This window comes from Halomonas sp. KX33721 (assembly GCF_001596805.1).
Classification (GTDB): Bacteria; Pseudomonadota; Gammaproteobacteria; order Pseudomonadales; family Halomonadaceae; genus Vreelandella; species Vreelandella aquamarina.
Genome location: NZ_LVIA01000026.1, coordinates 18,389 through 42,959 on the forward strand (window position 1 = coordinate 18,389; position 24,571 = coordinate 42,959).

Annotated in this window: 23 protein-coding genes and 1 pseudogene; 15 read left to right on the forward strand and 9 right to left on the reverse strand. The window is 54.9% G+C overall.

What is annotated here, in order from left to right; translation table 11 throughout:
* Positions 1-67 precede the first annotated feature (67 nt).
* The 9 genes from A3220_RS10385 (at position 68) to A3220_RS10425 (ending at position 9,455) form a co-directional block, all read left to right on the forward strand.
* Positions 68-760 carry an alpha/beta hydrolase gene (locus tag A3220_RS10385; protein ID WP_252860454.1) on the forward strand — a complete coding sequence of 231 codons (693 nt, stop codon included), beginning with the start codon at positions 68-70 and terminating at the stop codon, positions 758-760.
* A gap of 43 nt (positions 761-803) precedes the next feature.
* Entirely contained in the window at positions 804-1,565 is a 762-nt protein-coding gene (locus tag A3220_RS10390; protein WP_062374727.1) for a metallophosphoesterase, read from the forward strand.
* Between the two features lie 223 nt (positions 1,566-1,788).
* Positions 1,789-2,700 carry a 5-dehydro-4-deoxyglucarate dehydratase gene (gene kdgD / locus A3220_RS10395; RefSeq protein WP_062374729.1) on the forward strand — a complete coding sequence of 304 codons (912 nt, stop codon included), beginning with the start codon at positions 1,789-1,791 and terminating at the stop codon, positions 2,698-2,700.
* Positions 2,701-2,742: 42 nt separating this feature from the next.
* Positions 2,743-3,687, forward strand: a complete 945-nt coding sequence (locus A3220_RS10400; RefSeq protein WP_062374730.1) for a tripartite tricarboxylate transporter substrate binding protein — start codon at positions 2,743-2,745, stop codon at positions 3,685-3,687.
* A gap of 7 nt (positions 3,688-3,694) precedes the next feature.
* On the forward strand, positions 3,695-4,228 hold the full coding sequence (locus tag A3220_RS10405) for a tripartite tricarboxylate transporter TctB family protein (protein ID WP_062374732.1): 534 nt from the start codon (positions 3,695-3,697) through the stop codon (positions 4,226-4,228).
* A gap of 2 nt (positions 4,229-4,230) precedes the next feature.
* Positions 4,231-5,679 carry a tripartite tricarboxylate transporter permease gene (locus A3220_RS10410; protein ID WP_062374734.1) on the forward strand — a complete coding sequence of 483 codons (1,449 nt, stop codon included), beginning with the start codon at positions 4,231-4,233 and terminating at the stop codon, positions 5,677-5,679.
* Positions 5,680-5,731: 52 nt separating this feature from the next.
* Entirely contained in the window at positions 5,732-7,057 is a 1,326-nt protein-coding gene (locus A3220_RS10415; protein WP_062374737.1) for an enolase C-terminal domain-like protein, read from the forward strand.
* Between the two features lie 53 nt (positions 7,058-7,110).
* A complete protein-coding gene (locus A3220_RS10420; protein WP_062374739.1) occupies positions 7,111-7,848 on the forward strand; it encodes a FadR/GntR family transcriptional regulator in 738 nt (245 codons plus the stop codon).
* 29 nt (positions 7,849-7,877) lie between these two features.
* On the forward strand, positions 7,878-9,455 hold the full coding sequence (locus A3220_RS10425; RefSeq protein WP_062374742.1) for an aldehyde dehydrogenase (NADP(+)): 1,578 nt from the start codon (positions 7,878-7,880) through the stop codon (positions 9,453-9,455).
* Positions 9,456-9,521: 66 nt separating this feature from the next.
* Here A3220_RS10425 and A3220_RS10430 read toward each other — a convergent pair whose 3' ends face one another.
* The 4 genes from A3220_RS10430 to A3220_RS10445 form a co-directional block, all read right to left on the reverse strand.
* On the reverse strand, positions 9,522-10,460 hold the full coding sequence (locus tag A3220_RS10430; RefSeq protein ID WP_062374744.1) for a cation diffusion facilitator family transporter: 939 nt from the start codon (positions 10,458-10,460) through the stop codon (positions 9,522-9,524).
* A 132-nt stretch (positions 10,461-10,592) separates the two neighbouring features.
* On the reverse strand, positions 10,593-10,967 hold the full coding sequence (gene nirD, locus A3220_RS10435) for a nitrite reductase small subunit NirD (protein WP_044628971.1): 375 nt from the start codon (positions 10,965-10,967) through the stop codon (positions 10,593-10,595).
* Between the two features lie 28 nt (positions 10,968-10,995).
* Positions 10,996-13,521, reverse strand: coding sequence for a nitrite reductase large subunit NirB (gene nirB / locus A3220_RS10440; RefSeq protein ID WP_062374804.1), 2,526 nt, complete (start codon positions 13,519-13,521; stop codon positions 10,996-10,998).
* Positions 13,522-13,538: 17 nt separating this feature from the next.
* The gene (locus A3220_RS10445) at positions 13,539-14,858 is read right to left on the reverse strand and encodes an FAD-dependent oxidoreductase (RefSeq protein ID WP_062374746.1); all 1,320 of its coding nucleotides are present in this window, start codon (positions 14,856-14,858) and stop codon (positions 13,539-13,541) included.
* A gap of 637 nt (positions 14,859-15,495) precedes the next feature.
* Between A3220_RS10445 and A3220_RS10450 the strand changes: the two genes are divergently transcribed.
* The 3 genes and pseudogenes from A3220_RS10450 (at position 15,496) to arfA (ending at position 19,544) form a co-directional block, all read left to right on the forward strand.
* Positions 15,496-18,243, forward strand: coding sequence for a nitrate reductase (locus A3220_RS10450; RefSeq protein ID WP_062374747.1), 2,748 nt, complete (start codon positions 15,496-15,498; stop codon positions 18,241-18,243).
* Positions 18,203-19,098: pseudogene (cobA, locus tag A3220_RS10455) on the forward strand (uroporphyrinogen-III C-methyltransferase). The gene A3220_RS10450 and the pseudogene cobA overlap by 41 nt, the downstream one beginning before the upstream one ends.
* Before the next feature lie 296 nt (positions 19,099-19,394).
* Positions 19,395-19,544, forward strand: coding sequence for an alternative ribosome rescue factor ArfA (gene arfA / locus A3220_RS16940; protein WP_074210948.1), 150 nt, complete (start codon positions 19,395-19,397; stop codon positions 19,542-19,544).
* 103 nt (positions 19,545-19,647) lie between these two features.
* On the opposite strand, the gene A3220_RS16945 is transcribed toward arfA, so the two are convergent.
* The 3 genes from A3220_RS16945 to A3220_RS10465 are packed head-to-tail and all read right to left on the reverse strand — an operon-like array spanning position 19,648 to position 20,896.
* Positions 19,648-19,857, reverse strand: a complete 210-nt coding sequence (locus A3220_RS16945; protein WP_275041228.1) for a helix-turn-helix domain-containing protein — start codon at positions 19,855-19,857, stop codon at positions 19,648-19,650.
* A gap of 23 nt (positions 19,858-19,880) precedes the next feature.
* Positions 19,881-20,411 (reverse strand): chromate transporter, encoded by a 531-nt coding sequence (locus A3220_RS10460; protein ID WP_044628975.1) that lies wholly within the window; start codon positions 20,409-20,411, stop codon positions 19,881-19,883.
* On the reverse strand, positions 20,408-20,896 hold the full coding sequence (locus A3220_RS10465) for a chromate transporter (RefSeq protein ID WP_354702736.1): 489 nt from the start codon (positions 20,894-20,896) through the stop codon (positions 20,408-20,410). Before A3220_RS10465 ends, A3220_RS10460 begins: the two co-directional genes overlap by 4 nt.
* Before the next feature lie 259 nt (positions 20,897-21,155).
* Between A3220_RS10465 and A3220_RS10470 the strand changes: the two genes are divergently transcribed.
* The gene (locus A3220_RS10470) at positions 21,156-21,824 is read left to right on the forward strand and encodes an FCD domain-containing protein (protein ID WP_062374751.1); all 669 of its coding nucleotides are present in this window, start codon (positions 21,156-21,158) and stop codon (positions 21,822-21,824) included.
* A 90-nt stretch (positions 21,825-21,914) separates the two neighbouring features.
* Positions 21,915-22,472 carry a DUF1415 domain-containing protein gene (locus A3220_RS10475; RefSeq protein ID WP_062374753.1) on the forward strand — a complete coding sequence of 186 codons (558 nt, stop codon included), beginning with the start codon at positions 21,915-21,917 and terminating at the stop codon, positions 22,470-22,472.
* A 115-nt stretch (positions 22,473-22,587) separates the two neighbouring features.
* Here the strand turns inward: A3220_RS10475 and A3220_RS10480 are convergent, their stop codons facing one another.
* Complete coding sequence (locus A3220_RS10480) at positions 22,588-23,082, reverse strand: GNAT family N-acetyltransferase (RefSeq protein ID WP_054641363.1); 495 nt, start codon at positions 23,080-23,082, stop codon at positions 22,588-22,590.
* Between the two features lie 302 nt (positions 23,083-23,384).
* On the opposite strand from A3220_RS10480, the gene A3220_RS17965 reads away from it, so the two are divergent.
* Entirely contained in the window at positions 23,385-23,561 is a 177-nt protein-coding gene (locus A3220_RS17965; RefSeq protein ID WP_252860455.1) for a hypothetical protein, read from the forward strand.
* Between the two features lie 10 nt (positions 23,562-23,571).
* Here the strand turns inward: A3220_RS17965 and A3220_RS10485 are convergent, their stop codons facing one another.
* A complete protein-coding gene (locus A3220_RS10485; protein WP_062374754.1) occupies positions 23,572-24,564 on the reverse strand; it encodes an LLM class flavin-dependent oxidoreductase in 993 nt (330 codons plus the stop codon).
* Positions 24,565-24,571 lie beyond the last annotated feature (7 nt).

Here is a 24,571-nt window from a genome sequence, read left to right on the forward strand (position 1 = left end):
CGCTCCCGACGGTTGCCTTTATACTCGTAGGTGGCAGCCAAATAATCCACGCTCGGATGTCCCGATTGTGCTGTTTCATGATTCACTGGGCTGTGTAGAACTCTGGCGCAGTTTTCCCGCGGCGCTATGTACCGCCACGCACCAGCCGGTGATTGCCTATGACCGGCTAGGATTTGGCCAATCAAATGCCAGCGCAACACCGCTACCACTGAGCTTTGTTGACGATGAACCTACCGGTAGCTTTGCAGCGCTTTGCCAGGCTTATCAGATCACGCGCTTTATTGCCCTCGGGCACAGCGTGGGTGGCTGTATGGCCGTACATTGCGCTGGGCGTTATGCAACTCAGTGTCAGGGGCTTATCACCATCGCCGCCCAAGCATTTAACGAAACGCGCACAAGGCGCGGTATCGAAGAGGCACAAGCGGCTTTTCAAGCGCCGGAACAGTTCGCCAAGCTGGCCAAGTATCACGGCGACAAAGCCCGCTGGGTACTCAACGCCTGGGTGGACACATGGCTAAGCCCCGCGTTTGCAGAGTGGTCACTCATCCCAGCGCTTGAACAAGTACAGTGCCCGACACTCGTGCTGCATGGCGAAAAAGACGAGTACGGGTCTCATCGTCAGCCTGAGCGTATTGCCCGCTATACCCAAGGTCCCGCTCACTGCGAAATGCTGCCCGGCATCGGTCATATTCCTCATCGGGAAGCCGAAGCCGTGGTGGTCGAGTTTGCCCGCCAATTTATCGCTCGCCTTGCCTATTAACGGCTTAATCTCAGGCCCATGTAAGCATAATGAGAGACGTTCTATGCGCTTAAGAGTTTTATCCGATCTTCATTTAGAACATTTTGACGGACACCGCGAACTGCCGCCTGCCGAGGCGGATGTGGTGGTGTTGGCAGGGGATATTCATCGCAGAGCAGAAGGGTTGGCATGGGCACGGCAGCAGTTTCCCGACCTGCCGATTCTCTACGTGCCGGGCAACCATGAGTTCTACGGCACCAGCATGCCGCTGCTGCGCCAAGAGTTAGCGCTAGAAGCCGCTCGGTATGATATTGAGCTGCTGGATAATCGCAGCGTGACCATTGGCGGAGTACGCTTTTACGGCACGACGCTCTGGACAGATTTTGCGCTCTATGCCGACGACCCCACCCGCAATCCATTAGACACCGAAGCGAAAGCACTGCGCTACATGCCTGATTTTCGCATCATTACCACGGCTCCCGGCCAAGTGTTCACTCCCCAAGCCAGCCAAGACATGCACCGTGAGGCGCTGGAGTGGTTGAGTCGCGAGCTTCAACAGCCTTTCGATGGCCCCCGCGTCGTGGTGAGCCATCATGCTCCATTGCACGGTTGCATTCCCGAACAGTATATAGGCGACGCGCTCTCGCCCGCCTTTGCCTCCCACCTCCCGCAACTGATGGGCAAGATGGACTTGTGGATTCACGGCCACGTTCACGAACCGGTGGATACACGACACAGCGGCACCCGCATTATCGCCAACCCGGGCGGTTATCCAGAGGAGTTTTTGCCGCCGCTGTTTCAGCCTGATTGGATTGTGTACCTGTAATATCCGTTTATAAAGCAAAGCGGCTTGGTATATGTGGGCGTTGTCTCTAAATAAGCCTCAGATTTTTTGGTATTGCTACTTTGGTTTAATTTTGGATTGTGCAGCTTGCACTTCAAAGCGTCAGTATTTATCTTTGAGTTGTATGATGTATTACATAATATGTTGGCCAGCGAAGATATCGGTTCCTCATAGTGGCCAGCGATATTCAAAAAGAGGGTGCAAAGTGACGTTTTCAAGAGAAGCTGTAATTAATGCCATTAGTGATGGCTTGCTGTCATTTCCCATCACCGATTTTGATGACCATGGCCGGTTTGATGAAGCTAGTTATCGCAAACGCCTCGAGTGGTTTATCAGTCACGATATTTCTGCTGTCTTTGTTGCGGGTGGCACCGGAGAGTTTTTTAACCTGTCACTGGAAGAGTATCGCGATATTGTCCGCGTGGCTGTGGAGGTGATCGATGGGCGCCTGCCAGTAATTGCGAGTGCAGGCTTGAGTGTGGAGACGGGTAAGTCTTTTGCAAAAGCCGCCGAGGACGCTGGCGCTGATGGCATTTTGCTGATGCCTCCCTACTTGACGGAGTGCCCTCAAGATGGCCTGGTAGCGTATGCACAGCAAATCTGTGATTCCACCTCGATTAATGTCGTTTACTACAATCGCGGTAATGGCATTCTCGATGCTGCCTCCGTTCAAGCCCTGGCTGACGCCTGCCCAAACTTGATCGGGCTGAAAGACGGCAAGGGCGATATTCAGGCGCTCAATACCATCATCAAAACGGTTGGCGATCGACTGGTCTATGTAGGTGGCGTTCCTACGGCCGAAATCTTCGCGGAAGCGTACCTGTCTATCGGTGTGAACACATACTCCTCGGCTGTATTTAATTTCGTGCCTGAAATGGCCGTGACGTTTTACAAGGAGTTGCGCCACGGTAATAAAGGTCGTGTGAAACAAATCACCAACGATTTTTTTATTCCTTTTGTTGAGCTTAGGGATCGTAAAGCTGGATATGCCGTTAGTCTGATTAAGGCGGGCGCTGAGATTATCGGGCGTCCGGCGGGAAGTGTCCGGGCACCTCTGGTGATGCCAGCTAATGATGAGCGAGAAGTATTAAGAAGGCTGATTGACTCGGTAAAGTAGTATTAATTTTCAATTGCAGAAATAACGCCAAAGGTGAAAGAAATGAAAAAGACAATATTAACTCTTTCCGTCGCTGCCGTAGCTCTATCCTCCTCGTTAACTTTTGGAGATTATCCAGATAAAAATATAGAGTTTATCGTCCCGTGGAACGCTGGTGGTGGCGCTGATAATGTTGTTCGTGCCATCCAAAATCCTCTTGAAGAGGCGTTGGGTACAACAGTAGTTGTTCGCAATGTATCGGGGGGCGGCGGAGCCGTTGGATTTTCGACGGCAATCGCTGCAAAGCCCGATGGTTATGTAGTTACAATTCCAACCAATGCAACATTTACGCTTGAAGGTCTTGGGAACGTTGGCTTTACCTATACCGATTTTGAGTATATTGCCCGTGTACTTGTAGAACCCTATGTGCTTGCCGTCAATAGCCAAAAGGGGTGGAGTTCTTTAGAAAGCATGGTTAACGAGCTTCAAAACAGCCAAGCTCCGCTAATGGTGGGGGCATCGGGTGTTGGGTCTTCAACGCACGTTATGGCAGTTGCGCTGGCAGAAGAGCTCGGCGTCAATTTTCAAGTAGTGCCTTATGACAGTGGTGCTAACGCTGTGACCGCTGCCATGGGAGGACATATCGATGCTGTTGTTTTGAATCCTTCTGAAGTGGTATCTGCAATTGACTCTGGACGACTCCATGCAATTGTAACGACAGGAGAGGAGCGAAGCGGTGCAATTCCTGACTCACCGACCATGCTGGAAGAAGGGTATGACTTTTCCATTAGTCAGTGGCGGGGTGTTGCAGCACCTAAAGGGATTAGCCAAGAAGTTGAGGATCGCTGGGTAGAGGCTATTAAGACTGCCGTAGAGGATCCAGAGTTCCAGCGCGCTGCAGAAATGATGGGCTCTGATATTATGCCTCTCTTTGGCGATGAGCTTGATCAGTTTGTCGAGAACACTGCCCATGTAATGATCGAAGAAGCTGAGAAACTAGCTCAGTGAGGGATTTATGCAACGGCCTATTCCAGAAGCAACGTTTCATATTGTACTAATAGGCCTTGTGGGCTACTTCCTAATGGAAAGCTTTTCTATTCGCGGAAGTGCAGCTGGCGGCAGTTTGTCGCCAGCATTTTTCCCCAAGGCAATTTGTATCCTCTTGATATTTTTTCTCCTTTTTTCGTTGTTCACGACGCTTGTTCAAAGCAATGATAAAAAAACACGTTGCAATAAAGGCGAAGAGCCTAGTGGAAAGAGGTTGAAAAGTAACACCTGGGCTCCATGTGTCGCTTGGCTATCAGTACTTTTGTTACTAGTGCTTTATGCTTTTTTACTTGAAGTGCTAGGTTATGTGATTGCTACGGCAATGCTCATTTTTGGCATGGTTTCAGTTTTGGTGGTGCTGAATAAGCAAGGGAATGAGGTAACTCTGAAAGGTGTGACAACACTTGTCGGCTTTTCAGTGTGTACTTCATTGGCTATTTTCATGCTTTTTACCAAAGGGTTTAGTATTACTTTGCCAACCCTGGGAATCGCCGGAGTTTAATCATGAATGACTATATTGATGCGCTAGGGCTTGTTTTTCAGGGATATGTGTTACTAGCGATTGCAGGTGGAACACTACTTGGACTTGTGATGGGGGCATTACCAGGTTTAACTGCGGCCATGGCAATCGCGTTATTACTTCCTCTGACGTTTGGGATGCCTCCGGTCATGGGAGTGGGAATGCTGCTAGGTACGCTATGTGGTGCCATCGCTGGTGGCTCCGTATCGGCAACGCTACTTAATATTCCAGGCACTCCTTCTTCAGTCGCAACAACGCTAGATGCCTTCCCTATGGCACGTAGTGGGCAAGCCGGGCGAGCACTAGGCATTGCCATTGTTGCTTCTTTTCTAGGAGGGATATTCAGTGCGGTGGTGTTAAGCATACTTGCACCGCCAATCGCTGAGTTTGCTTTACGGTTCGGTGCACCGGAATATTTTTCGCTAAGTATTTTTGGCTTGGTTATCATTGCTTCTGTGTCTAAAAATCTAGCAAAGGGTCTCGCCGCTGGCTTGATAGGCCTATTGTTGGCAACAGTCGGGTCGGATCCGATGGTAGGCAGCATGCGTTTCACCTATGGAAATATGTCGCTGCTAACAGGGATCAATCTATTACCCGCTCTTATCGGTCTTTTTGCTGTTTCACAGGTGTTAGCGGATGTCGTCGATTACTTCAAAACGGAAAAAGCCGATACTTCTACTACTTCTGTCGATAAAGCATCGCCTCGTTGGTTAGAGGTCATCAAGCACTGGCGTGTTGTATTAAGTAGCTCGGTGATTGGAACCATTGTGGGGGCTATTCCAGGGGCTGGGGGAAGCATCGCCTCCTTTCTGTCCTATGATCAAGCAAAAAAAATGTCGAAAACACCTGAGAGGTTTGGCAAGGGGCACTCGGAAGGGATTATTGCCTCTGAATCTTCTAATAACTCATTAGTGGGAGGGTCGCTAATCCCTATGCTAACGCTTGGGGTGCCTGGAGAAGCTGCGACCGCCGTTTTAATGGGAGGGTTAATGATTCAAGGTATACGCCCAGGCCCTACATTGTTTACAGAACAAGGCGCCATTATTTATGGAATTTTTATCGCCTTCTTTGTTGCCAATATCTTTATGATGCTGTTTCAATGGTTTGGGATTAGGTTGTTTATTAAGATACTGCAAATACCACGCAAGCTTCTTATGGCTATGATTCTGGTCTTTTGTGTGATTGGTGTTTATGCCGTAGACTCTAATATATTCAATGTTTATCTGATGTTGGTCTTCGGTGTTCTCGGGTTTTTCTTAAACAAGTATGGTTTTGGAACAGCGCCAGTCATTTTAGGAATGATTCTGGGGCCAATTGCAGAGTCAAACCTGAGGCGTGCATTGTTGGTGTCAGGGGGCGATTGGTCAGTCTTTGTTCTTCGTCCAATAAGCCTGGCGTTTTTTAGTCGTTGCGTTGTTGTTCCTAGCATTTAGCTTGTGGCAGAACGCTAAATATAAAAAAAGTACTAACTTAGGACTGATCACTATGTTTCCTAAAGTAAAATCAATGAAAGTAGTCCCTGTTGCCGGCTACGATGGTTTTTTGTTGAACCTTAGTGGTGGGCACGCCCCTTGGTTTATCCGCTGCGTTGTCATACTTGAAGATGACGCTGGAAATAAAGGGGTAGGAGAAATTCCTTCCAGTGATGGCATCCTTAAAGGACTCGAACAATGCCGTGATAGTGTAGAAGGCTCTCGTGTTAACCTTTTTAAGCAGACGCTTAATAAAGCACGCTTTGTATTATCCCAAAATGGTCGTGAAGAGCGTGGTCGACAGACATTCGATCTACGCGTAGCGGTGCATGTCATTACGGGTATTGAATCAGCGTTGCTTGACCTTTATGGCCAAGCCTTGCAGCTGCCTGTAGCGGATCTTCTGGGGCAGTACGGGCGCCAGCGCGATGAAGTAGAAGCTTTAGGTTATCTCTTCCTTCTCGGAGACCCTGATAAGACTGACTTGCCTTATCAGAAAGCATTTTCGCCTAAGGATGCTTGGGATGAAGTGCGCTACAAGGAAGCCTTGACCCCTGATGCTGTAGCGAGTTTGGCCAAAGCTGCATTCGAGCGTTATGGTTTTAAGGACTTTAAACTAAAAGGGGGAGTGTTAAGCGGCGAAGAAGAGGCTGACTGCATCCGAGCGCTACATGAAGCATTTCCTGATGCCCGTTTGACACTTGATCCCAATGGCGCATGGAAGCTTGATGAAGCTGTACGGGTGCTAGAGCCTATTAAGGATTTGCTAAGTTATGCGGAGGATCCCTGTGGACAAGAGGAGGGATACTCTGGGCGTGAAACCATGGCTGAGTTTAAAAAGCGTACAGGGTTGCCGACAGCGACAAATATGATCGCGACTGACTTCAAGCAGCTTCAGTATGCAGTGCAGCTCAATGCGGTAGATATACCGCTGGCTGACTGTCACTTTTGGACTATGCAAGGTGCGGTGATGGTGGGCGAGCTATGCAATGAGTGGGGCATGACCTGGGGATCCCATAGTAATAACCACTTCGATATTTCACTTGCCATGATGACCCATGTAGCCGCTGCCTGTCCTGGTGAAATTACCGCTATTGACACACATTGGATTTGGCAAGATGGCCAGCGCATTACCAAAGAGCCATTTTTGATTCGTGATGGCAAGTTGAAAGTACCGAAAACGGCAGGTTTAGGTGTCGAGTTAGATGAATCAAAGCTTATGGAGGCGCATCGCCTTTATAAAACTCTTGACGTTACCCAACGCAACGATGCTATGGCGATGCAATATCTAATTTCTGGTTGGGAATTCGATCCTAAAAGACCTGCATTGTTACGTTAGTTTGCTAGTCCATAAAACCTATTCAAGGTTTTGAATAATATAAAGGTGAGGAAATGCCATCAGATAGCACACAATTAGACTTTCATAAAGTTGCTAAGCAAGGTAGCTTGTCTGTGCATGTGGCTGAGCAATTAGAAGCGTTGATCACCCAGGGAAAAGTAGCGGTGGGTGAGAAGCTGCCCACTGAAAGTAGTCTGTGTGAGTCTTTTGGTGTTAGCCGTACGGTGATTCGTGAGGCAATTACTCACCTTAAGTCTTTGGGTATGGTTGAAACACGGCGAGGGGTGGGGACTTCTGTGCTGCGTTCCTCGTCCGTTGAGGCGAGACCTGCCGAGCGTATTAACCCCACTACGGTGGAAGATATTCTGCACTTGCTAGAGCTACGGTTAACGCTTGAGCCAGCGGCTGCGGAGTTAGCGGCTTTACGTTATGACGATGGAGACCGTCAGCGGCTTGAAGCGCAACATTTGGCATTTAGTAAAGCAATTGTTGCAAAAAATCAGGCCCGTGAAGAGGATTATCTTTTCCACTTTGCGATTGCCACAGCGACCAAAAACCCCTTCTTTCAATCCTTTTACAAGCAGTGGAGTCAGAGTGTCATTCCTCGCGCCAAGCTTTTAAGCAGTGATATTAACCCGATCTCTTCAGAGCGCTATTTAGAGTGTGTTCAGGAAGAACACACTTACATACTTGAAGCGATTCTTGCCCGCGATGCGCAAGCCGCCCGCGAAACGATGTTTCAGCACCTCAATCGGGCGCGCGACACATATGCCCAGTATCGCGAACAGTGATTGTACTTGATCCCTATAAGGAGCGACCTATGACGATTCGAGGCGAAATGCTAATCGGTCAAAAAGCAGTGATCGGAACTCAAGCCAACATTCAAGCGGTGAACCCTGCCACTGGTGAAAAGCTAGAGCCCGTATATGTGGGTGGTAGTCGAGCCCATGTTGAGCAAGCTTGCGAGCTGGCTGAAGCGGCCTATGGCATTTACCGCGAGACATCCCTCGAAGAGCGCGCTACGTTTCTTGAAACCATCGCCAATGAAATTGAAGCCATCGGCAGTGAACTGATTGAGCGCGCCATAGCCGAAACCGGCCTGCCGCAAGCGCGCATCGAAGGTGAGCGGGGTAGAACCTGCGGGCAACTGCGGTTGTTTGCTTCTGTAGTTCGAGCCGGTGAGTGGCTGGACGTACGCATTGACCCGGCTATGCCTGAGCGCCAGCCGCTGCCACGTGCGGATTTGCGCCAACGCCATATTGCTTTGGGCCCAGTAGCGGTGTTCGGCGCCAGCAACTTCCCGTTGGCGTTCTCAGTCGCGGGTGGTGATACCGCGTCTGCGCTCGCCGCTGGTTGCCCGGTCGTGGTAAAAGGCCACTCGGCGCACCCAGGTACCTCTGAACTCGTCGGTCAGGCGATTCAAAAAGCTGTAAAAACCTGCAACCTACCGGAAGGTGTGTTCTCACTGCTGTTTGGTGCCGGTAATGAAATCGGCCAGGCGCTGGTAGATGATCCGCGCATTCAAGCGGTTGGTTTCACTGGTTCGCGCAGTGGCGGTATGGCGCTAATGAAAACAGCCCAAGCGCGGCCTCAACCAATTCCGGTATACGCTGAGATGAGCAGCATTAACCCAGTATTCGTGTTGCCGGAGGCGCTTAAAGCCCGCGGTAAAGCGCTGGGTGAAGCGTTTGTTGGCTCGCTCAACATGGGCGCGGGCCAGTTCTGCACCAACCCTGGCTTGGTGATTGCGGTAAAAGGCCCTGAGCTGGATGCCTTCATCGAAGTGGCACGCGGTGAAGTAGAAGCTAGCGGCGCACAGACCATGCTGACGCCAGGTATTCATCATGCCTATCAAGAAGGCGTTTCCAGTCTGGGTGGCGCAGCCAACGTGCGTGAGATCGCCCGTGGCCAAACGGGTAGCGACTATCAGTGCCAGACCGCTTTGTTCGCCGCTTCAGCGAGCGATTTCCTTGCTTCTGAAACGCTGCAAGCCGAAGTGTTCGGCGCCAGCTCGTTGGTCATTGAATGCGCTGATATGTCTGAGGTGAGGCGTGTTGCTGAACAGCTAGAAGGTCAGCTCACCGCAACGCTGCAAATGGACGATGCGGACATTGATGCTGCGAAAACGCTGCTGCCCACCCTTGAACGTAAAGCGGGGCGCATTCTTGCCAATGGCTGGCCCACTGGGGTCGAAGTGTGTCATGCCATGGTGCACGGCGGACCGTTCCCAGCGACGTCTGATTCCCGTACTACCTCTGTCGGTACTGCCGCTATACATCGTTTCCTTCGTCCTGTCTGTTACCAATCACTTCCGGAAGAGCTACTTCCAGATGTCTTGAAAGATGAGAACCCCATGAGTGTTTCCCGCTTAGTGGATGGTAAGCGGGAGCTTAAATAGCACGCTGCGATGATTGGGATTGTCACTTATAAGGCGGCCTACGGGCCGCTCTTTACGTGTCAGGGGTTAGCTAGCGGACTTCTCCACCAGCAGCCCACAAGAGGGCGCTGCCCAGCGGTTGTCAGCGGTGAACACCACGTCGCACACCACTGGCGAGTAGTAGCGGCGTACTTCTTCATCGATGCGCTGACGCAGCGCGTCTTGGTTTGCCAATGTCGCCTCTGGGAGGTCTTTGGGGAGTACCACGTGGACGATGACGTAAAGCAGGCGGCCGGGGCGCACCATACGCACGCGCATCTCCAGGGTATCGATATCGGCAAGGCCACGGGCAACGGCTTGGCGCACCGGTTCGGCGACGGCTTCTTCCGGAGTTTTGTTGAGCAGCTCTCTTAGCGCTTGCGATGCCATGCGCACGGGCACCCCCAGGCAGAGCACCACCACTGCAATCACCAATACGGAATCCACATAGGGCAACACCGCTCGCCAGCCTAGGCGCTCAAACAGCATTACTAAGCAAAAAGCCGCGAGTACGGCTCCTGAAATCACACTATTGACCAGCCAGTTGAGTTTGTCGGCGGCCACCAAGGGGCTACTCACATGGCGTTGACTACGCTGCATGACCCAGGCAGTGAGCGAGCAGGCGGCGGTCGCGAACAGTGCATAAATCACCGCAAGCCCAGCGGAAATTTCTCGCCCACCGGTAAGCAGTGCGGCCACGGCATCCACCAGTGCGAAGATCGATACCCCAAAAATCAGCAAACCTTTGCATAAATTAACCAACGACTCGAAGTAGCTGTAGCCAAAGGGGTACGACTCGCTATCTGGGCGGCTGGCAAGCTTGCTGACCTTGATGGTCACCAGCGCTACGCTAAAGTAGATAAGATTGAACAAGCCATCCAATAGGATGGCCTGGGAGTTCGAGGCCAAGGTGGCCACGATACCGGCACAGCCAATGAGCAGCGCCATGAAGGCGGAAAAGGCTAACGTACTGGATTCTGTCTTCACGAACGTATGGCTCCCATGCCTAGCGAATCAAGAGGCTGGGAAGCATAGCAACATCAAGGTGGGAAATGTCAGTGGTTTATACCACAGTAAAATAACGCCGCTTGGCGGCGGCGCTATTTACTGGTGAGTCTATTAGCCCTCAATCCATACTTCATCGCCCTTAAAACCCACGCGCCAGACGCGTAGCTGTTGGCTGTCGTCCTCCAGGCACTGCCCATCTTCCAAGCGGAAGTGCTGTTTGTAGATCGGAGAGGCCACCGCGGGGCTGCCCTTGATATCGCCGACGATACCGCGGGCAATCACATAGGCCTTCGAGAAAGGATCGAAGTGGTCCAGGGCATAGAGTTCTTGCGCGTGGCCGGGCAAATAGAACAGCGCCACTTGGGCGGGGCCTTCCGGTGTGCTCAGCCATGCGGCAACGCCGGAAAAGGCCACGAGGTCTGCTCTGGTGCAGAGCGGCTGCCAAGTGTCGTTGTGGTTCGATAGTTTGAGTGCGGTGGCGGTCATGGTCGTCCTCGATTCGGTGGTCACTGGGTTAAGCAGGGCGTAGCTGGCCGCGCTCGGAGGTCATGATGATGGAAGGGTCGGGCCGTGCATCGTTCACGAAGTTTCTAAAACGCTTGAGCTTTTCCGGGTCGCTGATGGCGTTGGCCCACTCGCACTGGTAGCTATCCACCACATGCTGCATTTGGCGCTCCAGCTCATCGTTGATACCCAGGCTGTCTTCCAGAATCACCTCCTTCAGGTAGTCCAGGCCGCCTTCCAGGTTTTCCCGCCATACCGAGGTGCGCTGCAAGCGGTCGGCGGTGCGTACGTAGAACATCAAAAAGCGGTCGATGGTGCGGTAGAGTTGCTCGTCATCTAAATCGGTGGCGAAGAGTTCCGCATGGCGGGGGCGCATGCCGCCGTTGCCGCACACGTAGAGGTTCCAGCCGTTTTCGGTGGCGATAATGCCAATGTCTTTGCTCTGCGCTTCGGCGCACTCGCGGGTACAGCCGGAAACTCCGAACTTGATCTTGTGCGGTGCGCGCAGGCCCTTGTAACGGTTCTCTAACTGAATCGCCATGCCCACGCTGTCCTGTACGCCGTAGCGGCACCAGGTACTGCCGACGCAAGATTTCACGGTGCGCAGCGACTTGCCGTAGGCGTGGCCGGTCTCAAAGCCTGCTTCAATCAGTTCGCCCCAAATGGCCGGCAGGTCTTCCAGCCGTGCGCCGAACAGGTCGATGCGCTGGCCGCCGGTAATCTTGGTGTAGAGCTGGTATTTCTGGGCCACTTGCCCCAGCACCACCAGCTTATCCGGGGTGATTTCACCGCCGGCGATGCGCGGCACCACCGAGTAGGTGCCGTTTTTCTGCATATTGGCCATGAAGGTGTCGTTGGTATCCTGCAGCGGCACGTGGGCGGCATCGGTAATCGGTTCGTTGAAGCAGGAGGCGAGAATCGAGGCCACCGCCGGTTTGCAGATATCACAGCCCAGGCGATGCGTCTCTTGATTGCCGTGTTTCTGCATCAGCTCGCTGAATGTCTTGATGCCTTCGACACGTACGATGTCGTAAAGCCCTTGGCGGGTATGGGCGAAGTGCTCGCAGATCGATTTATCCACTTCGACGCCGCGGGCCTCCAATTCGTGATCCACCACGCTTTTGAGCAGCGCCGCGCAGCCGCCGCAGCCGGTGCTGGCTTTGGTGGCGCCTTTAACGCTGCCAAGGTCAGCCGCGCCCGCGTCGATGGCACTGCAGATGCTGCCTTTCGTCACGTTGTGGCAGGAGCAGATCATCGCCGTTTCCGGCAAGGCATCCGGCCCCAGCGCCGGGGCAGCACCGCTTTGTTGCGGCAGAATAAGCGATGCGGGTTCCTTAGGCAGCTCGATGCCGTTGGCGTAGTACTGCAACAGCGTGTCATACACACTGTTATCGCCCACCAGCATGGCCCCCAGCAGCTTCTTACCGTCGCTGGTGACGACCAGTTTGCGGTAGACCTGAGTGAGCGGGTCGAGGTATCGGAACATGCGGGCGCCAGGGTTCTGGTTGCCGTGGGCATCGCCAATGGAGCCGACATCCACACCCAGCAGTTTTAGTTTGGTGCTCATATCGGCGCCGCTAAAACAAATATCGCCCCCCGTCAGCGTGGCGACGGCCGTTTTGGCCATTTGGTAGCCAGGCGCCACGAGGCCGAAGATGCTCTGGTTCCACAGCGCTACCTCGCCGATGGCGAGGATATTCGGGTCGTTGGTGCGGCACTGGTCATCGATCACCACGCCGCCGCGCTCGCCAATGGTTAAGCCGCACTCCCGGGCCAGCGTATCCTGGGGGCGAATACCGGCGGAAAAGACGATCAGGTCGGTTTCCAGCACTTTGTCATCTTGGAAGACCATCCGCAGGCGGCTGGTGTCGCCGGGTTCGATACGCTGGGTGGCCCGCTCGGTGAGTACCTGAACACCGAGGGCTTCGATTTTCTCTTTCAGCAGCTCGCCGCCTTCGCTATCTACCTGCATGGGCATCAGGCGTGGGGCGAACTCCACCACGGCGGTGTCCAGGTTCAGCCCGCGCAGCGCGTTGGCGGCTTCCAAACCGAGTAAACCGCCACCGACCACCACGCCGTTGGTGGCGTTTTTGGCCGCTGCCTGAATGGCATCCAAGTCATCCAACGTACGGTAAACCAAGCAGCCTTCGCTGTCGTTGCCGGGAATGGGCGGCACAAAGGGAAAAGAGCCGGTGGCCAGCACGAGCTTGTCATAGGCGTAGTGGCCCTGTTCGGTCACCACCAGCTGCTGTTCGCGGTCAATCGCGGTGACCGCTTCGCCGCTGCGTAGTTGAATGCCGTGGGTGCGGTAGTAATCGGCGTCGCACAGCGCAAGCGACTCCGCATCGCGGCCGCTAAAGTACTCGGATAAGTGCACGCGGTCGTAGGCGCGGTGGCGCTCTTCGCCAAATATCGTTACCTCAAACCCCGCCAGCGCGCCGCTTTCCACGAGCTGCTCGGCAAAATGGTGACCGACCATGCCGTTGCCTACAATGATCAGCTTTTGCTTGTTGGAAGACGTGGTTGGAGTAGACATTGTGTGATTCACCATAGCTAAGCCGCCTCACGGGTGAGAGATAAAGGGGATGACAGGGTGTCGAGAGGGTTGTCGAGATGGTTATCGAGCGCTGTTTGGGCATCGGTTGCGCCAAACAGCAACAGGTGGCGGCACGCGGTGAGATCGGTTGCGGCCAGCGCCTGCTCGAAATACCAGGGGCCGTGGCGGGTATCGCCATACAGCACCGCGCCGATAAGGCGGCCTTGATGGAGCAGCAGGCGGCAGTAGTCGCCGGTTTCCGGGTCTTGGTAACGAAGCTCTTCGTGCTTAGCGGCGGCCTCGGTGGGACCAAAGGCAAACAGGCTGACACCGCTGACCTTGAGTTTGGTGGCCGTGGGGGCTTCTTGATACGCCGCTGGCGTTTCACCACACAGCACGGCAGCCAGCACCTCCACCTGCCGCCAAATGGGTTCCACCAGCCCGTAAGTGTGCTGCTCGAACTGGCAGCATTCGCCCAGCGCATAAATGTGGTCGTCTGAGGTGGTGAGGTGCCCATCCACCACAATGGCGCGGTCGAACATAAGCCCGCTTTGCTGGCCTAGCTCCGCATTGGGGGTAATACCCGCCGCGACAATCACGCTGTCGGCAGCTAGCTTCCGGCCATCGCTTAGTGTGACCGACTGCACCTGCCCGTGGCCGTTACCCTCCAAGGCAGCAAGCGATGCGCCGGTTTCAATGATGATGCCACGCTCGCGCAGCGTGGCTTCCAGCAATTGGGCGGCGGTGGTGTCTAGCTGGCGGTTCATCAACCGCTCGCTGCGCTGTAAAACGCTGACGGTGAGCGCGCTACCGCCGCGTTTGCGCAGCCCTTCAGCGGCTTCCAATCCAAGTAAGCCGCCGCCAATCACCACGGCGTTGCCGCCTTGCTGAGCAATAGCTTCTAAGGCGTCGGCATCGCGCAGGTCACGAAACGTATGAACACCGTCAAGCGTGATGCCAGGCACCGCTGGCAGCGTGGGGCGCGAGCCAGTGGCCATCACTAATCGGTCATAGCTTAAGATGTCGCCGCGATGCGTGAGGAGCAGGCGGCGTTCGCGGTCGATGGAGGTCACGCGGTCGCCAAGCGTCAGTGTGATGTTGTTATCGGCGTACCAGGAGGCGTCTTGCAGAGTGAGCGCCTCGGGCGCCAGTTCGCCCGCCAGTAAAGGAGAGAGCAAAATGCGGTTATAGGCAGGTACCGGCTCCTCACCCACCACTGTGATACGGCGGGGGCGCTGCGGATGGTTAACCAGCGCTTCAAGTAGTCGGTGGCAAGCCATGCCGTTACCGATAATGACGAGGTGTTCGTTCGGTGAGCACCGGGAAGCGGTTTCCATAGGTAGCTCCTGTGGTTGAAGCATAATGTTCAGCAAATAAAAAAACGCCCCTGACACAGCCCTTTCAAGAAGGGAGTATCAGGGGCGTCGTTGCCCGTTAGCGTCGTTGATAACGCGCAGCAACCGCCGTTGGCTGCCGAGCTGTCTTATCTTATGGTGAGCAAAAAGCCCGCCAGCTTTTGCCGTCGGTGGATTTAATTCAGCCTAATCAGGGTATTAAGCGTTTTTGAGGAGGCGGCAGGCCGCTCATGGTTAGCTAGGTTTGCCCCACTTTGGTGCTTAAGCGGCGGTTAATGCACTCTCTTCAGCCGCTTATTCGACAAAGAGCATTCCTTTGGCGAGTAGTAGAAATGCAGGCTGCGTTTATAAATTATTGTTTATTAATTATTTTAATGGTTTTAGCGCAGCGTGGGCGCAGGGTTTGCAGTTATTCCAGTAACAAGCAACAACGGCTCAGTGCAGGGTCTTTGCCCATAACGATCACAACGACTAATTGCGTCGAACAATACCAACTGCAGCAAATCACTGATGAGTACGGCACCCGGTAAGCGGTGCCCCTGAGACAACGGCGTCCAGGCAGGCTTCTTTCGAGGCTGGCTTGGGCGCTTTTTGCTTTTTAACGCCGGAGGAAACTGCCATGCCACAGGCCAATCGGCTCGCCCGAACCACCTGCCCCTACTGCGGCGTCGGCTGCGGCGTTACCGCCACACTGGAGAACGGGCAGCTCATCGCCGTCGAAGGAGACCGCGAGCACCCAGCCAACTATGGCCGCCTGTGCGTGAAAGGCACCGCGCTGCACGAAACGCTAGGAGAGCAGGGGCGCTTGCTGAAGCCGCGCGTGGACGGCCAGGAGGTCTCTTGGGAGCAGGCGCTCACCACCACCGCCGAACGCTTGCAAGCGCAGCGCAGCGCCCATGGCCCGCAGTCGGTGGCGGCGTATCTGTCTGGGCAACTCTTAACCGAAGATTATTACGTTGCCAACAAGCTGTTTAAAGGCTTCTTGGGCACTCCGCACCTGGATACCAACTCGCGGCTCTGCATGGCATCTGCCGTGGCGGGCTACAAGCGCGCCTTTGGAGCCGATGCGGTGCCTTGCAGCTATGAAGACCTAGAAGAGGCAGAGCTGGTGGTGCTGGTAGGGTCTAACCTTGCCTGGAATCACCCGGTGCTCTATCAGCGCTTGAAGGTTGCCAAAGAGCGCAACCCGCTGATGCGGGTCGTGGTGATTGACCCCCGAGTGACTGACAGCTGTGAGATCGCTGATCTCTACCTAGGCATTCGTCCAGGCAGCGATGCTTACCTGTTTAACGGGCTGTTGGCGTGGATGGACGCCCACAATCGTTTGGATAGCGTGTACCTAGAACGCCACACCGAAGGGCTGGAAGATGCGCTGAATGCCGCTCGGCAGAATTCAGGACAGAGTGTAGGAGAGAGTGCAGGCAGCGTGGAAGCCGCTGCTCGCGAGTGTGATGTGGACCCGGAACGCCTGGAAACCTTCTACTACTGGTTTTCCAGCCAGCTGCACGTGGTCACACTCTACTCACAGGGGGTGAATCAATCCTCCAGCGGTACCGATAAGTGCAACGCGATTATCAACTGCCACCTAGCGGGCGGGAAAATCGGCCTGCCGGGGGCGGGGCCGTTTTCGATCACCGGCCAGCCCAACGCCATGGGCGGGCGAGAAGTGGGCGGGCTAGCCAATCAGCTAGCGGCGCATATGGATTACCACACGCCTGGCGCTCGCGAGTTAGTCAGCCGCTTTTGGGCTACTGAGCATTTAGCCCCGGCACTGCCTGACGCCCCGGGTTACAAAGCGGTAGAGCTCTTTGATGCCATCGAGCGTGGCGAGATTACCGCCCTGTGGGTGATGGCGACCAATCCGGCGGTGAGCATGCCGGATGGGGAGAAAGTGCGCAGCGCGCTGGCAAAATGCCCGCTGGTGATCGTTTCGGAGTGCGTCGCCAATACTGACCTGCTGCCCTTTGCGGATATCGTGCTGCCCGCGTCGGGTTGGTCGGAGAAGGATGGCACGGTGACCAACTCAGAGCGGCGAATTTCCCGCCAGCGGGGGATGCTGCCTCCTCCTGGCGAAGCGAAGCACGACTGGTGGATACTCTGCGAAGTGGCTAAGCGGTTAGGTTTTAGTGAGGCGTTCAGCTATACCCACCCGTGGGAGATTTTCGATGAGCACGCACGCCTCTCTAGCTATGAGAATAGCGGCGAGACCCAGCGGCTGTTCGATATCTCAGGGCTGGTAGGCCTGGGCCAAGCGGCTTATGATGCGCTCGCACCGATCCAGTGGCCCGTGACTCAGCAGGCTCCTCGCGGCACGGCAAGGCTGTTTGAAGATGGCCGGTTTGCTACGGCGAATGGCCGAGCCAAACTGCTGCCGATTACGCCGCGACCACCGGCGCAGCCGCTGAGCGACGACTACCCGCTGCGCTTGAATACCGGTCGCGTGCGGGATCAGTGGCACACCATGACGCGTACCGCCCGTTCGCCGCGTTTGATGAACCACCGCGCCGAACCGTTCATCGAGCTGCACCCAGACGATGCTGCTCAGGCAGGCTTAACAGATCAAAGCTTGGCGACATTGACCGCTGCCGCCGGGGAGTACCGTGGGCGGGTGCGGGTTTCCAACGCCCAGCGCCGAGGCGAAGTCTTCGTGCCGATGCACTGGACCGACTGCTTTACCAAGCAGGGTCGCAGCGGTGCACTGATTAAAGGCTATACTGACCCGCTCTCCGGGCAGCCGGAAGCCAAGCAGGGGGCGGTGGCGGTGAGTAAACTCTCCATTGCTTGGCAGGCGACGCTGCTGCTAGCCAACGAGTTGGGTACGCAACCATCGCCCTGGTGTCGCAGCGACTACTGGGCGCGCATTCCGATGGCAAGCTGCACCCGTTGGCAGCTAGCGGATAGCCAGCCAGTTAAGGATTGGCTGGTGCAGGTGGAAGCGTGGTGCGGCATGCCTGTCTCTTTGTGGTGTGACGACCCGGCAACGGGTAGGCTGCGCGCAGCAGGAGTAGTGAACGGGCGGCTGCGCTGGTGGTTGATGGTGGGGCCACCCGACGAGCTGCCCGGGGTTGCCTGGCTTGAAGCGCGCTTCAATGACGCTACCCTGGAGACACAGCACCGTAGACGCCTGCTGGCCGGGTGCGATGATGGTGCTGTCGATACCGGCCCGGTGGTGTGCAGCTGCCACCAGGTTGGCCAAGCCAGCATTGTGAAAGCGATTCATGCGGGCGATACCAGCGTTGAAGCGTTAGGCGCACGACTGGCCTGCGGCACCCAGTGCGGCAGCTGCCTACCCGAACTAAAAGCGATACTTGAAGAGGAGCGGCCCCATGCGCGCGCTAAGCAAACAGCTAACACAGAAGTGGCCTGACGCGCTGTGGCGCTTGGGTCAGCGGGCGTGGGCGCCTTTTAGTCGCGACACCGCCGCTCGTTTACACCTGCCGTTAAGCGGTGAGTGCCAGCCGGGAACCGTCTATTTAGTCGGCGCAGGCAGCGGCGATGTCGAGCTGCTGACGTTAAAAGCCGCGCGGTTGCTAATGCAGGCAGACGCAGTAGTGTATGACCGCCTTGTCGGGGACGAGGTGTTAGGGCTCATTCCTCCGGGTGCCGAGCGCTACTATGTCGGCAAAGCCAGCGGCCACCACAGCATGCCTCAGGCAGAAATTGGTGCGCTGATCGTCTCCCTGGCCCAGTCAGGCAAATCGGTAGTGCGCTTGAAGGGCGGCGACCCTGGCGTGTTTGGGCGCATGGGCGAAGAGTTAGCGGCTCTGGCAGAGGCCGAGCTGCCCGCAGAGATTGTGCCGGGTATTACCGCCGCCTCCGCCGCAGCGGCGGGGATGGGAATTCCGCTTACTGATCGCGGCCACGCCCAGCAGGTGCGTTTTATTACGGCTCAGCTATGCCGGGAAGGCGGTATGCCGGACTGGGCATCGCTGGCGCGTCAAGACGAGACCCTGGTGTTCTACATGGGGCTCTCCAAAGTGGCCGCCATTTGCCATGGCCTGCGCCAAGCGGGCCTGCCCGATACGTGGCCTATCATGCTGGTGGCCAACGCCAGCCAGCCCGAGCAGCAGTCCCTGGTGGGCACGCTAGCCGATATGCCCGAACGCTTGCCGCTCAGCCGCTGCCATCGCCCTGCCTCATTATGGTGGGGAGTGTGGTGAGCATGGTGGCCCACAGCCCCGCCGCTCGACTCTCTCAAACGCAGTGCTGGCAGCAGCATTGATAGCCGAGTCGTGTTCTTTTACTAAGCGTTTTAAACGCTGGGGTTGAAGTCTTCAAAGGCTCTCCCCATATTCGTTAACACGCTATCAAACGAGGCGGTGGAGAGGAGAGTCAGGAGTGCATGACGATGTCTCTAGGTGCGATGTTGGCCAGCAGCAGTACGGTCGGCCATTCGGTATCTCATGGGGCTTATTGAAAACTACCGTGCTGGCAGGAACCGATGGCGACGCGAATGTTCATAGGAGCGGAGGCTTCCACTGCCCGGTTAAGCGTCTCTTAATAAACCAGGAGTATTCTATGAAAAAGCACAAGGTTGGCGAAAACGCGCTCAAAGCGCAGTTACGTACCCCTATGTTCAAAATGCAGCAGCAAACGCCGAAGAAAGGGAAGGGCAGCTACTCTCGTAAAGGGCGTCATGCTCAAAGAGGGCATCGCCAAGCCGCTTGAACCAGCGTTTTGGCGATGCCTTCCCCAGGCATCGCTGCAGGCAATTTGCCAGTCTGCAGACTCTCATCAGCTTTTGGCCGACCGCTAGGTCGGCTTTTTTATGTCAATTGGCCGCTTGCTCCACAGTAGAGATACTGCACACTTCCATACGGTAGCCTGATTGGTACACGCTGCGTAGGCGCAGCACGTGCCGACCGTCCAGCTCTAACTTGCGTCGCAAACGGCTGACTGAGTATCCGTACGCGTCGACACATCGCCTTTGATCCCCCCACACCAGCTCCAATAAGTGAGCGCGGCTTAACAACTCACCCACTTTAGCCAGTATTTTTATCCTTATTAAGAAATGAAGAGCCCTCCATAAACCAAGGCGCCGATAACAACAAAGGCGGGATGGGTGTTAAAGCGCACAAGCGCAATCGTGGCCACGATACCGATAATCAGCGTGTGGAGGAGGCCGCTTGCCGCCATACTTTCTGTGAAAAAACTGAGGGTAAGCCATGCCATCATCATGGCAATCACTGGTCGTACCCATTGGCTCATGCGTTTAACGCGCGGGGAGTCGCGGTGGCGATATAAAAGCCCCAAAGCGCCAAGCATCAGCAGGAGTGAGGGAATGACCGTCGCGGCAACAGCCACAAATGCCCCGCCAATACCGGCAACTTCATAGCCCACATAGCCCGCCATTTTGGTGGCAATCGGGCTGGGGAGTGCGTTGCCGAGCGCCAGCGTTTCAGCAAAACCCTGCGAGGTCATCCAGCCGTAGCGGCCTACCACTTCTGCTTCAATGAGCGGAATAATGGCGGGGCCACCGCCATAACCAATAATGTTAGGAATAAAAAACGCTAAAAAGAGATCCCAATAAATCATGCGGCACCCTCCGCGCGTTTTTTACGGGATGGACGTAGGAGGGCCGCCAGCAGAATAGCCCCAATCACCCAGCCGGGATGTACGCCTAGCCAATAAATCACCGCGCCTGCGATGACCGCCATAGCGATGCTGATTAGCCAGCCAAGGGCGGCTTTGGATTTATCGAAGAAGTCCCAGGTGAGCTGAGCCATCATGACCATGACTACCGGAATGACCGCTTGTCCCATACCGCGAATCCAGCCAACGTCGCGGTAGCGGCTAAAAATTCCTAACATCACAATCATGGCCACGATCATCGGTAGGATAACGGCAATGACGGCCGCCGCGCAGCCGCTGATGCCCGCTACCCGGTAGCCAATATAGCCGGGCATTTTGGTGGCGATGGGGCCGGGTAGGGTATTGCCGATGGCGAGCACGTCGGCAAACTCTTCATCCGTTAGCCACTGGTGGCGTGTCACGACCTCCGCGCGGACCAGCGGTATCATGGCAGGGCCGCCGCCAAAGCCGAAAATGCCGACGCGGAAAAACGCCCAAAAAAAGTGCTGTTTGCTTCATACGCTCATTGCCCGCAGCGGTAGCATCACAGTAAAAAGCATCGAGATTGCCTATTTATCGTTTGTAGGTTAAAAAATCGATTATTCTGTCTAAAATAGAATATAGGTGAGCCAGACAAGAGGCGTCAACACCTAGTCATGGAATCTCCGTCAACTGATGCCTTGCGAAAGTACGCAAAAGGACTCCGGTATGAACAAGCCAATGCAGCTTTCCTCCACGAAAGCATCTAGCTCTATCTATGATTTACTGCGCCGCGATTTGGTGGGGGGGCGCTTTAAAGCGGGTGAGAAACTCGCCATTAATACGCTCAAGGAGCAGTACCAGGTAGGGTTGAGTCCGCTGCGTGAAGCGCTTAATAAACTGGCGGCTTACGGCCTGCTGATCCAAGAGAATCAGCGTGGGTTCAGAGTGCCTAAGCTCTCACGTGAAGAATTAGACGATATTGCGCGACTGCGCACCGAGCTTGAAGGTATGGCGCTGGAGCGAGCTATTGCTCATGGCGATGCGGTATGGGAAGCAGACCTTTTGGCGGCGGCACATCGCCTAAAGCGTGCAGACATTACACTAGATAAAGGCGAAGAGTGGGAACGCCTGCATACGCAGTTTCACCGTACCCTGGTGGCACCCTGTGGTTCAGTATGGCTGTTGCGCTTTATTGAACAATTGCACGACCAGTTCGACCGCTACCGTCGTTTAGGGCCGAAAATGCCGACAATCCGACAGGAACTGGATGAACAACACCATGAGCTGGTGGAACTAGCGCTTCAGCGCGACGCGACAGCCGCAAGAGCACTAATGGACGACCATATTCACAAATCTTATGAGGTTGCCTTGGCGCGTTATCAACAGCATGCCTAGCGTATTTGCGAGGGCTTATCTGTACACTGGCGTCCAATACGTGGCGATGCCACGCCTTTTAAAGATCCATAAGGTGCAGGTGGAACGGGTATGACGCAAGCAGCAGATCAGCAGGTAGTCTCACAAACGTTAGCGTGGGTAAGCGGTTTTATTGTGGAGCACAATATTTGCCCGTTTGCTAAGCGGGAGCTAGAGAACAGCTCGATTCGTGTTGAAGTCGTGCGCTCGAAAAAGGTGGATGTGGCCCTTGAGGAGCTAGTGGCCGAGATTGAGTGGCTCAATGAGCACCCAGAGACAGAAACTACGCTATTGGTATTTCCCACGCTATTTAAAAGCTTCGATCACTACCTTGATTATGTAGAGCTTGCCGAAAACCTGCTGTTTGAGCTCGGCTACGAAGGCGTTTACCAACTGGCGACGTTTCATCCTGACTACTGCTTTGCAGATGCGGACCCGCTGGATGCGGCGAATTATTCCAATCGTTCTCCCTATGCCATGGTTCATCTGCTCCGCGAAGCCAGCGTTGAGAGAGCCATCGCCTTTTACGGCGACACGGCCGCTATCCCTGAACGAAATATCGCTTACTTAACAGCGTTAGGCAGCAAAACCGCTGAGGCGCAGCTGCAGCGATGCTACAACCTGCCTTAATTTGCATAGGGTGCCTAAATTAATTTTTATGTTTGCAGACCATTTTTAATGCAGCGTTGGAAGACCAGCAGACTAGCAACCTGCTGGCAGTAAGAAGAAAACCCTCTTAATAGCCTTATAACGACTTATGCATAACGTAAGTATCCACATAACCAAGCGATGAGTGGCAATAAGCGTTGGGCACCGTGCCAACAATGCTAAACCCCAGACGTTGCCATAAGGCCACGGCGACTTGGTTGCTGGCCACTACGGCGTTGAACTGCATGGCTATAAAACCATGTTGGCGCGCAGCTTGCTGTGAGTGTTCGCACATGGCTCGCGCAACCCCTTTACCTCGCGCGTGCGGCGTTACCATATAGCCGCAGTTACACACGTGGCTACCAGGGCCAGCGGCATTCGCTTTTAAGTAGTAACTACCTAGCAACTGCCCCTGTTCGTCTTTCACTGCAATACTGAGCAGTGGTGTTTTGCACCACAGTGAAAAAGCGTCGTCATAAGTGATGTTAGGATCTATCGCGTAGGTTTCTTCGGCAGCTACAATGGCCTGGAACGTAGGCCAAAATAGGGCGAACTCATCCGCAGTCATTGGTGAAAATTGAAGGGTTTGCATGGGGCTTTTCTCGTTCATTAAGGCATAAGCTACGTTAGCATATTCTGATACGGCTCAGCGCAGTTGCATCGTTCCCCACCGAGTGGGCCATAAATTACAACGAGAGGGCTTGGCAATGACCATAGAGAGCGCACTGACCTACTTTTTAGCTATCTTTGTGTTTGCCGTGACGCCTGGCCCAGGAATTTTTGCGTTACTAGCTAAGGGGATGTCGGCAGGTACGCGTCCGTGTATCCCGCGGGCGCTGGGTATGACGGTGAGCGGTGTGATCTATCGATCTCACCGTGCTAAACCGGAGCGATATGTTTCTGGTGGTGGGCTTAACGCTGGTTGGGTTGATGATGGGCTTAATACTGGTAGCATCGTTTACTTCCTCTGCGCGGCGCTTTTTTCAATCGGCGCGCGCTCAGAAAGGCACCAACCGTACCGCAGGCTCGCTGATGGTAGCGGCAGGTGCTTTTCTCGTTGCGAAAGGGTGAGTAGAGCGGCTTAACGTGCGGCTTGGGCAACAATCTCATAGCTACGCAGCCGATCAGCGTGGCTATAAAAGTCGCTATTAATCATAAGTTCGTTAGCGCCGGTACGTGCTTGAAACTCTTCTAATTGCGCTTTTACTGTTTCCGGGCCGCCAATAATAGCCGCCCCCAAAAACTGCTCTACTTGAGCGCGTTCCATGGGGGACCAGTCCAACGTGTCGACGGGGGGCAGTGACTGGGTCGGTTTACCACGAATCAAGTTTAAGAATTTTTGCTGAGCGGTGGTGGCCAAGTAGTGCGCCATCTCGTCGCTTTCCGCCGCCATGACAGGCAGGCCCACCATCGCATAAGGTGCCTCTAAATGCTCAGATGGCCGGAAATTATCCCGGTATAGGCGCAGTGCTTCAAAGAGATAGCCCGGCGCAAACTGCGCAGCAAAGGCGAAGGGTAGGCCGAGCTTTGCCGCGAGCTGTGCGCTGTAACCGCTGGAGCCCAGTAGCCAGATGGGGACATGGGTGCCTTGGCCTGGAACGGCTTTAACGGTTTGGCGAGGGTCCGCATCGTCTAAATAACGGCGCAGCTCTTCAAGTAGCTCTGGAAAATCATCAACTCCTGCATGGGCGTGGCGGCGCATAGCCCGCATGGTGGCACCATCTGAGCCAGGCGCGCGGCCCAGGCCAAGGTCAATTCGCCCTGGGTAGAGGGTTTCCAGCGTGCCAAACTGCTCGGCAATCACTAACGGTGGGTGGTTAGGCAGCATAATACCCCCGCTACCCACGCGAATAGTGGACGTCTGGCCTGCTACGTGGCCAATCAGTACGGCGGTGGCCGCACTGGCAATGCCAGCAATGTTGTGGTGTTCGGCTAACCAGTAGCGCTGGTAGCCCAAAGACTCTGTGTGTTGGGCTAAAGAGACGCTATCACGAAACGTTTCAGCAGCGCTGCCGCCTTGGCGGATGGGCGCTAGGTCAAGAACAGAGAGTACGGTTGAGGCAAGTTGGCTCATAAGTCAC

What these genes read in the sequence shown, in the direction of transcription:
- A3220_RS10415 (WP_062374737.1), top strand. Translation starts at nt 5,732, where the DNA reads ATGTTTCCTAAAGTAAAATCAATGAAAGTAGTCCCTGTTGCCGGCTAC.
- A3220_RS10425 (WP_062374742.1), top strand. Translation starts at nt 7,878, where the DNA reads ATGACGATTCGAGGCGAAATGCTAATCGGTCAAAAAGCAGTGATCGGA.
- A3220_RS10450 (WP_062374747.1), top strand. Translation starts at nt 15,496, where the DNA reads ATGCCACAGGCCAATCGGCTCGCCCGAACCACCTGCCCCTACTGCGGC.
- A3220_RS10405 (WP_062374732.1), top strand. Translation starts at nt 3,695, where the DNA reads ATGCAACGGCCTATTCCAGAAGCAACGTTTCATATTGTACTAATAGGC.
- A3220_RS17965 (WP_252860455.1), top strand. Translation starts at nt 23,385, where the DNA reads ATGTTTCTGGTGGTGGGCTTAACGCTGGTTGGGTTGATGATGGGCTTA.
- A3220_RS10460 (WP_044628975.1), bottom strand. Translation starts at nt 20,411, where the DNA reads ATGATTTATTGGGATCTCTTTTTAGCGTTTTTTATTCCTAACATTATT.
- A3220_RS10480 (WP_054641363.1), bottom strand. Translation starts at nt 23,082, where the DNA reads ATGCAAACCCTTCAATTTTCACCAATGACTGCGGATGAGTTCGCCCTA.
- arfA (WP_074210948.1), top strand. Translation starts at nt 19,395, where the DNA reads ATGAAAAAGCACAAGGTTGGCGAAAACGCGCTCAAAGCGCAGTTACGT.
- A3220_RS10410 (WP_062374734.1), top strand. Translation starts at nt 4,231, where the DNA reads ATGAATGACTATATTGATGCGCTAGGGCTTGTTTTTCAGGGATATGTG.
- A3220_RS10485 (WP_062374754.1), bottom strand. Translation starts at nt 24,564, where the DNA reads ATGAGCCAACTTGCCTCAACCGTACTCTCTGTTCTTGACCTAGCGCCC.
- A3220_RS10470 (WP_062374751.1), top strand. Translation starts at nt 21,156, where the DNA reads ATGAACAAGCCAATGCAGCTTTCCTCCACGAAAGCATCTAGCTCTATC.
- nirD (WP_044628971.1), bottom strand. Translation starts at nt 10,967, where the DNA reads ATGACCGCCACCGCACTCAAACTATCGAACCACAACGACACTTGGCAG.
- A3220_RS10390 (WP_062374727.1), top strand. Translation starts at nt 804, where the DNA reads ATGCGCTTAAGAGTTTTATCCGATCTTCATTTAGAACATTTTGACGGA.
- A3220_RS10400 (WP_062374730.1), top strand. Translation starts at nt 2,743, where the DNA reads ATGAAAAAGACAATATTAACTCTTTCCGTCGCTGCCGTAGCTCTATCC.
- A3220_RS10445 (WP_062374746.1), bottom strand. Translation starts at nt 14,858, where the DNA reads ATGGAAACCGCTTCCCGGTGCTCACCGAACGAACACCTCGTCATTATC.
- A3220_RS10465 (WP_354702736.1), bottom strand. Translation starts at nt 20,896, where the DNA reads ATGATACCGCTGGTCCGCGCGGAGGTCGTGACACGCCACCAGTGGCTA.
- A3220_RS10420 (WP_062374739.1), top strand. Translation starts at nt 7,111, where the DNA reads ATGCCATCAGATAGCACACAATTAGACTTTCATAAAGTTGCTAAGCAA.
- nirB (WP_062374804.1), bottom strand. Translation starts at nt 13,521, where the DNA reads ATGTCTACTCCAACCACGTCTTCCAACAAGCAAAAGCTGATCATTGTA.
- A3220_RS10475 (WP_062374753.1), top strand. Translation starts at nt 21,915, where the DNA reads ATGACGCAAGCAGCAGATCAGCAGGTAGTCTCACAAACGTTAGCGTGG.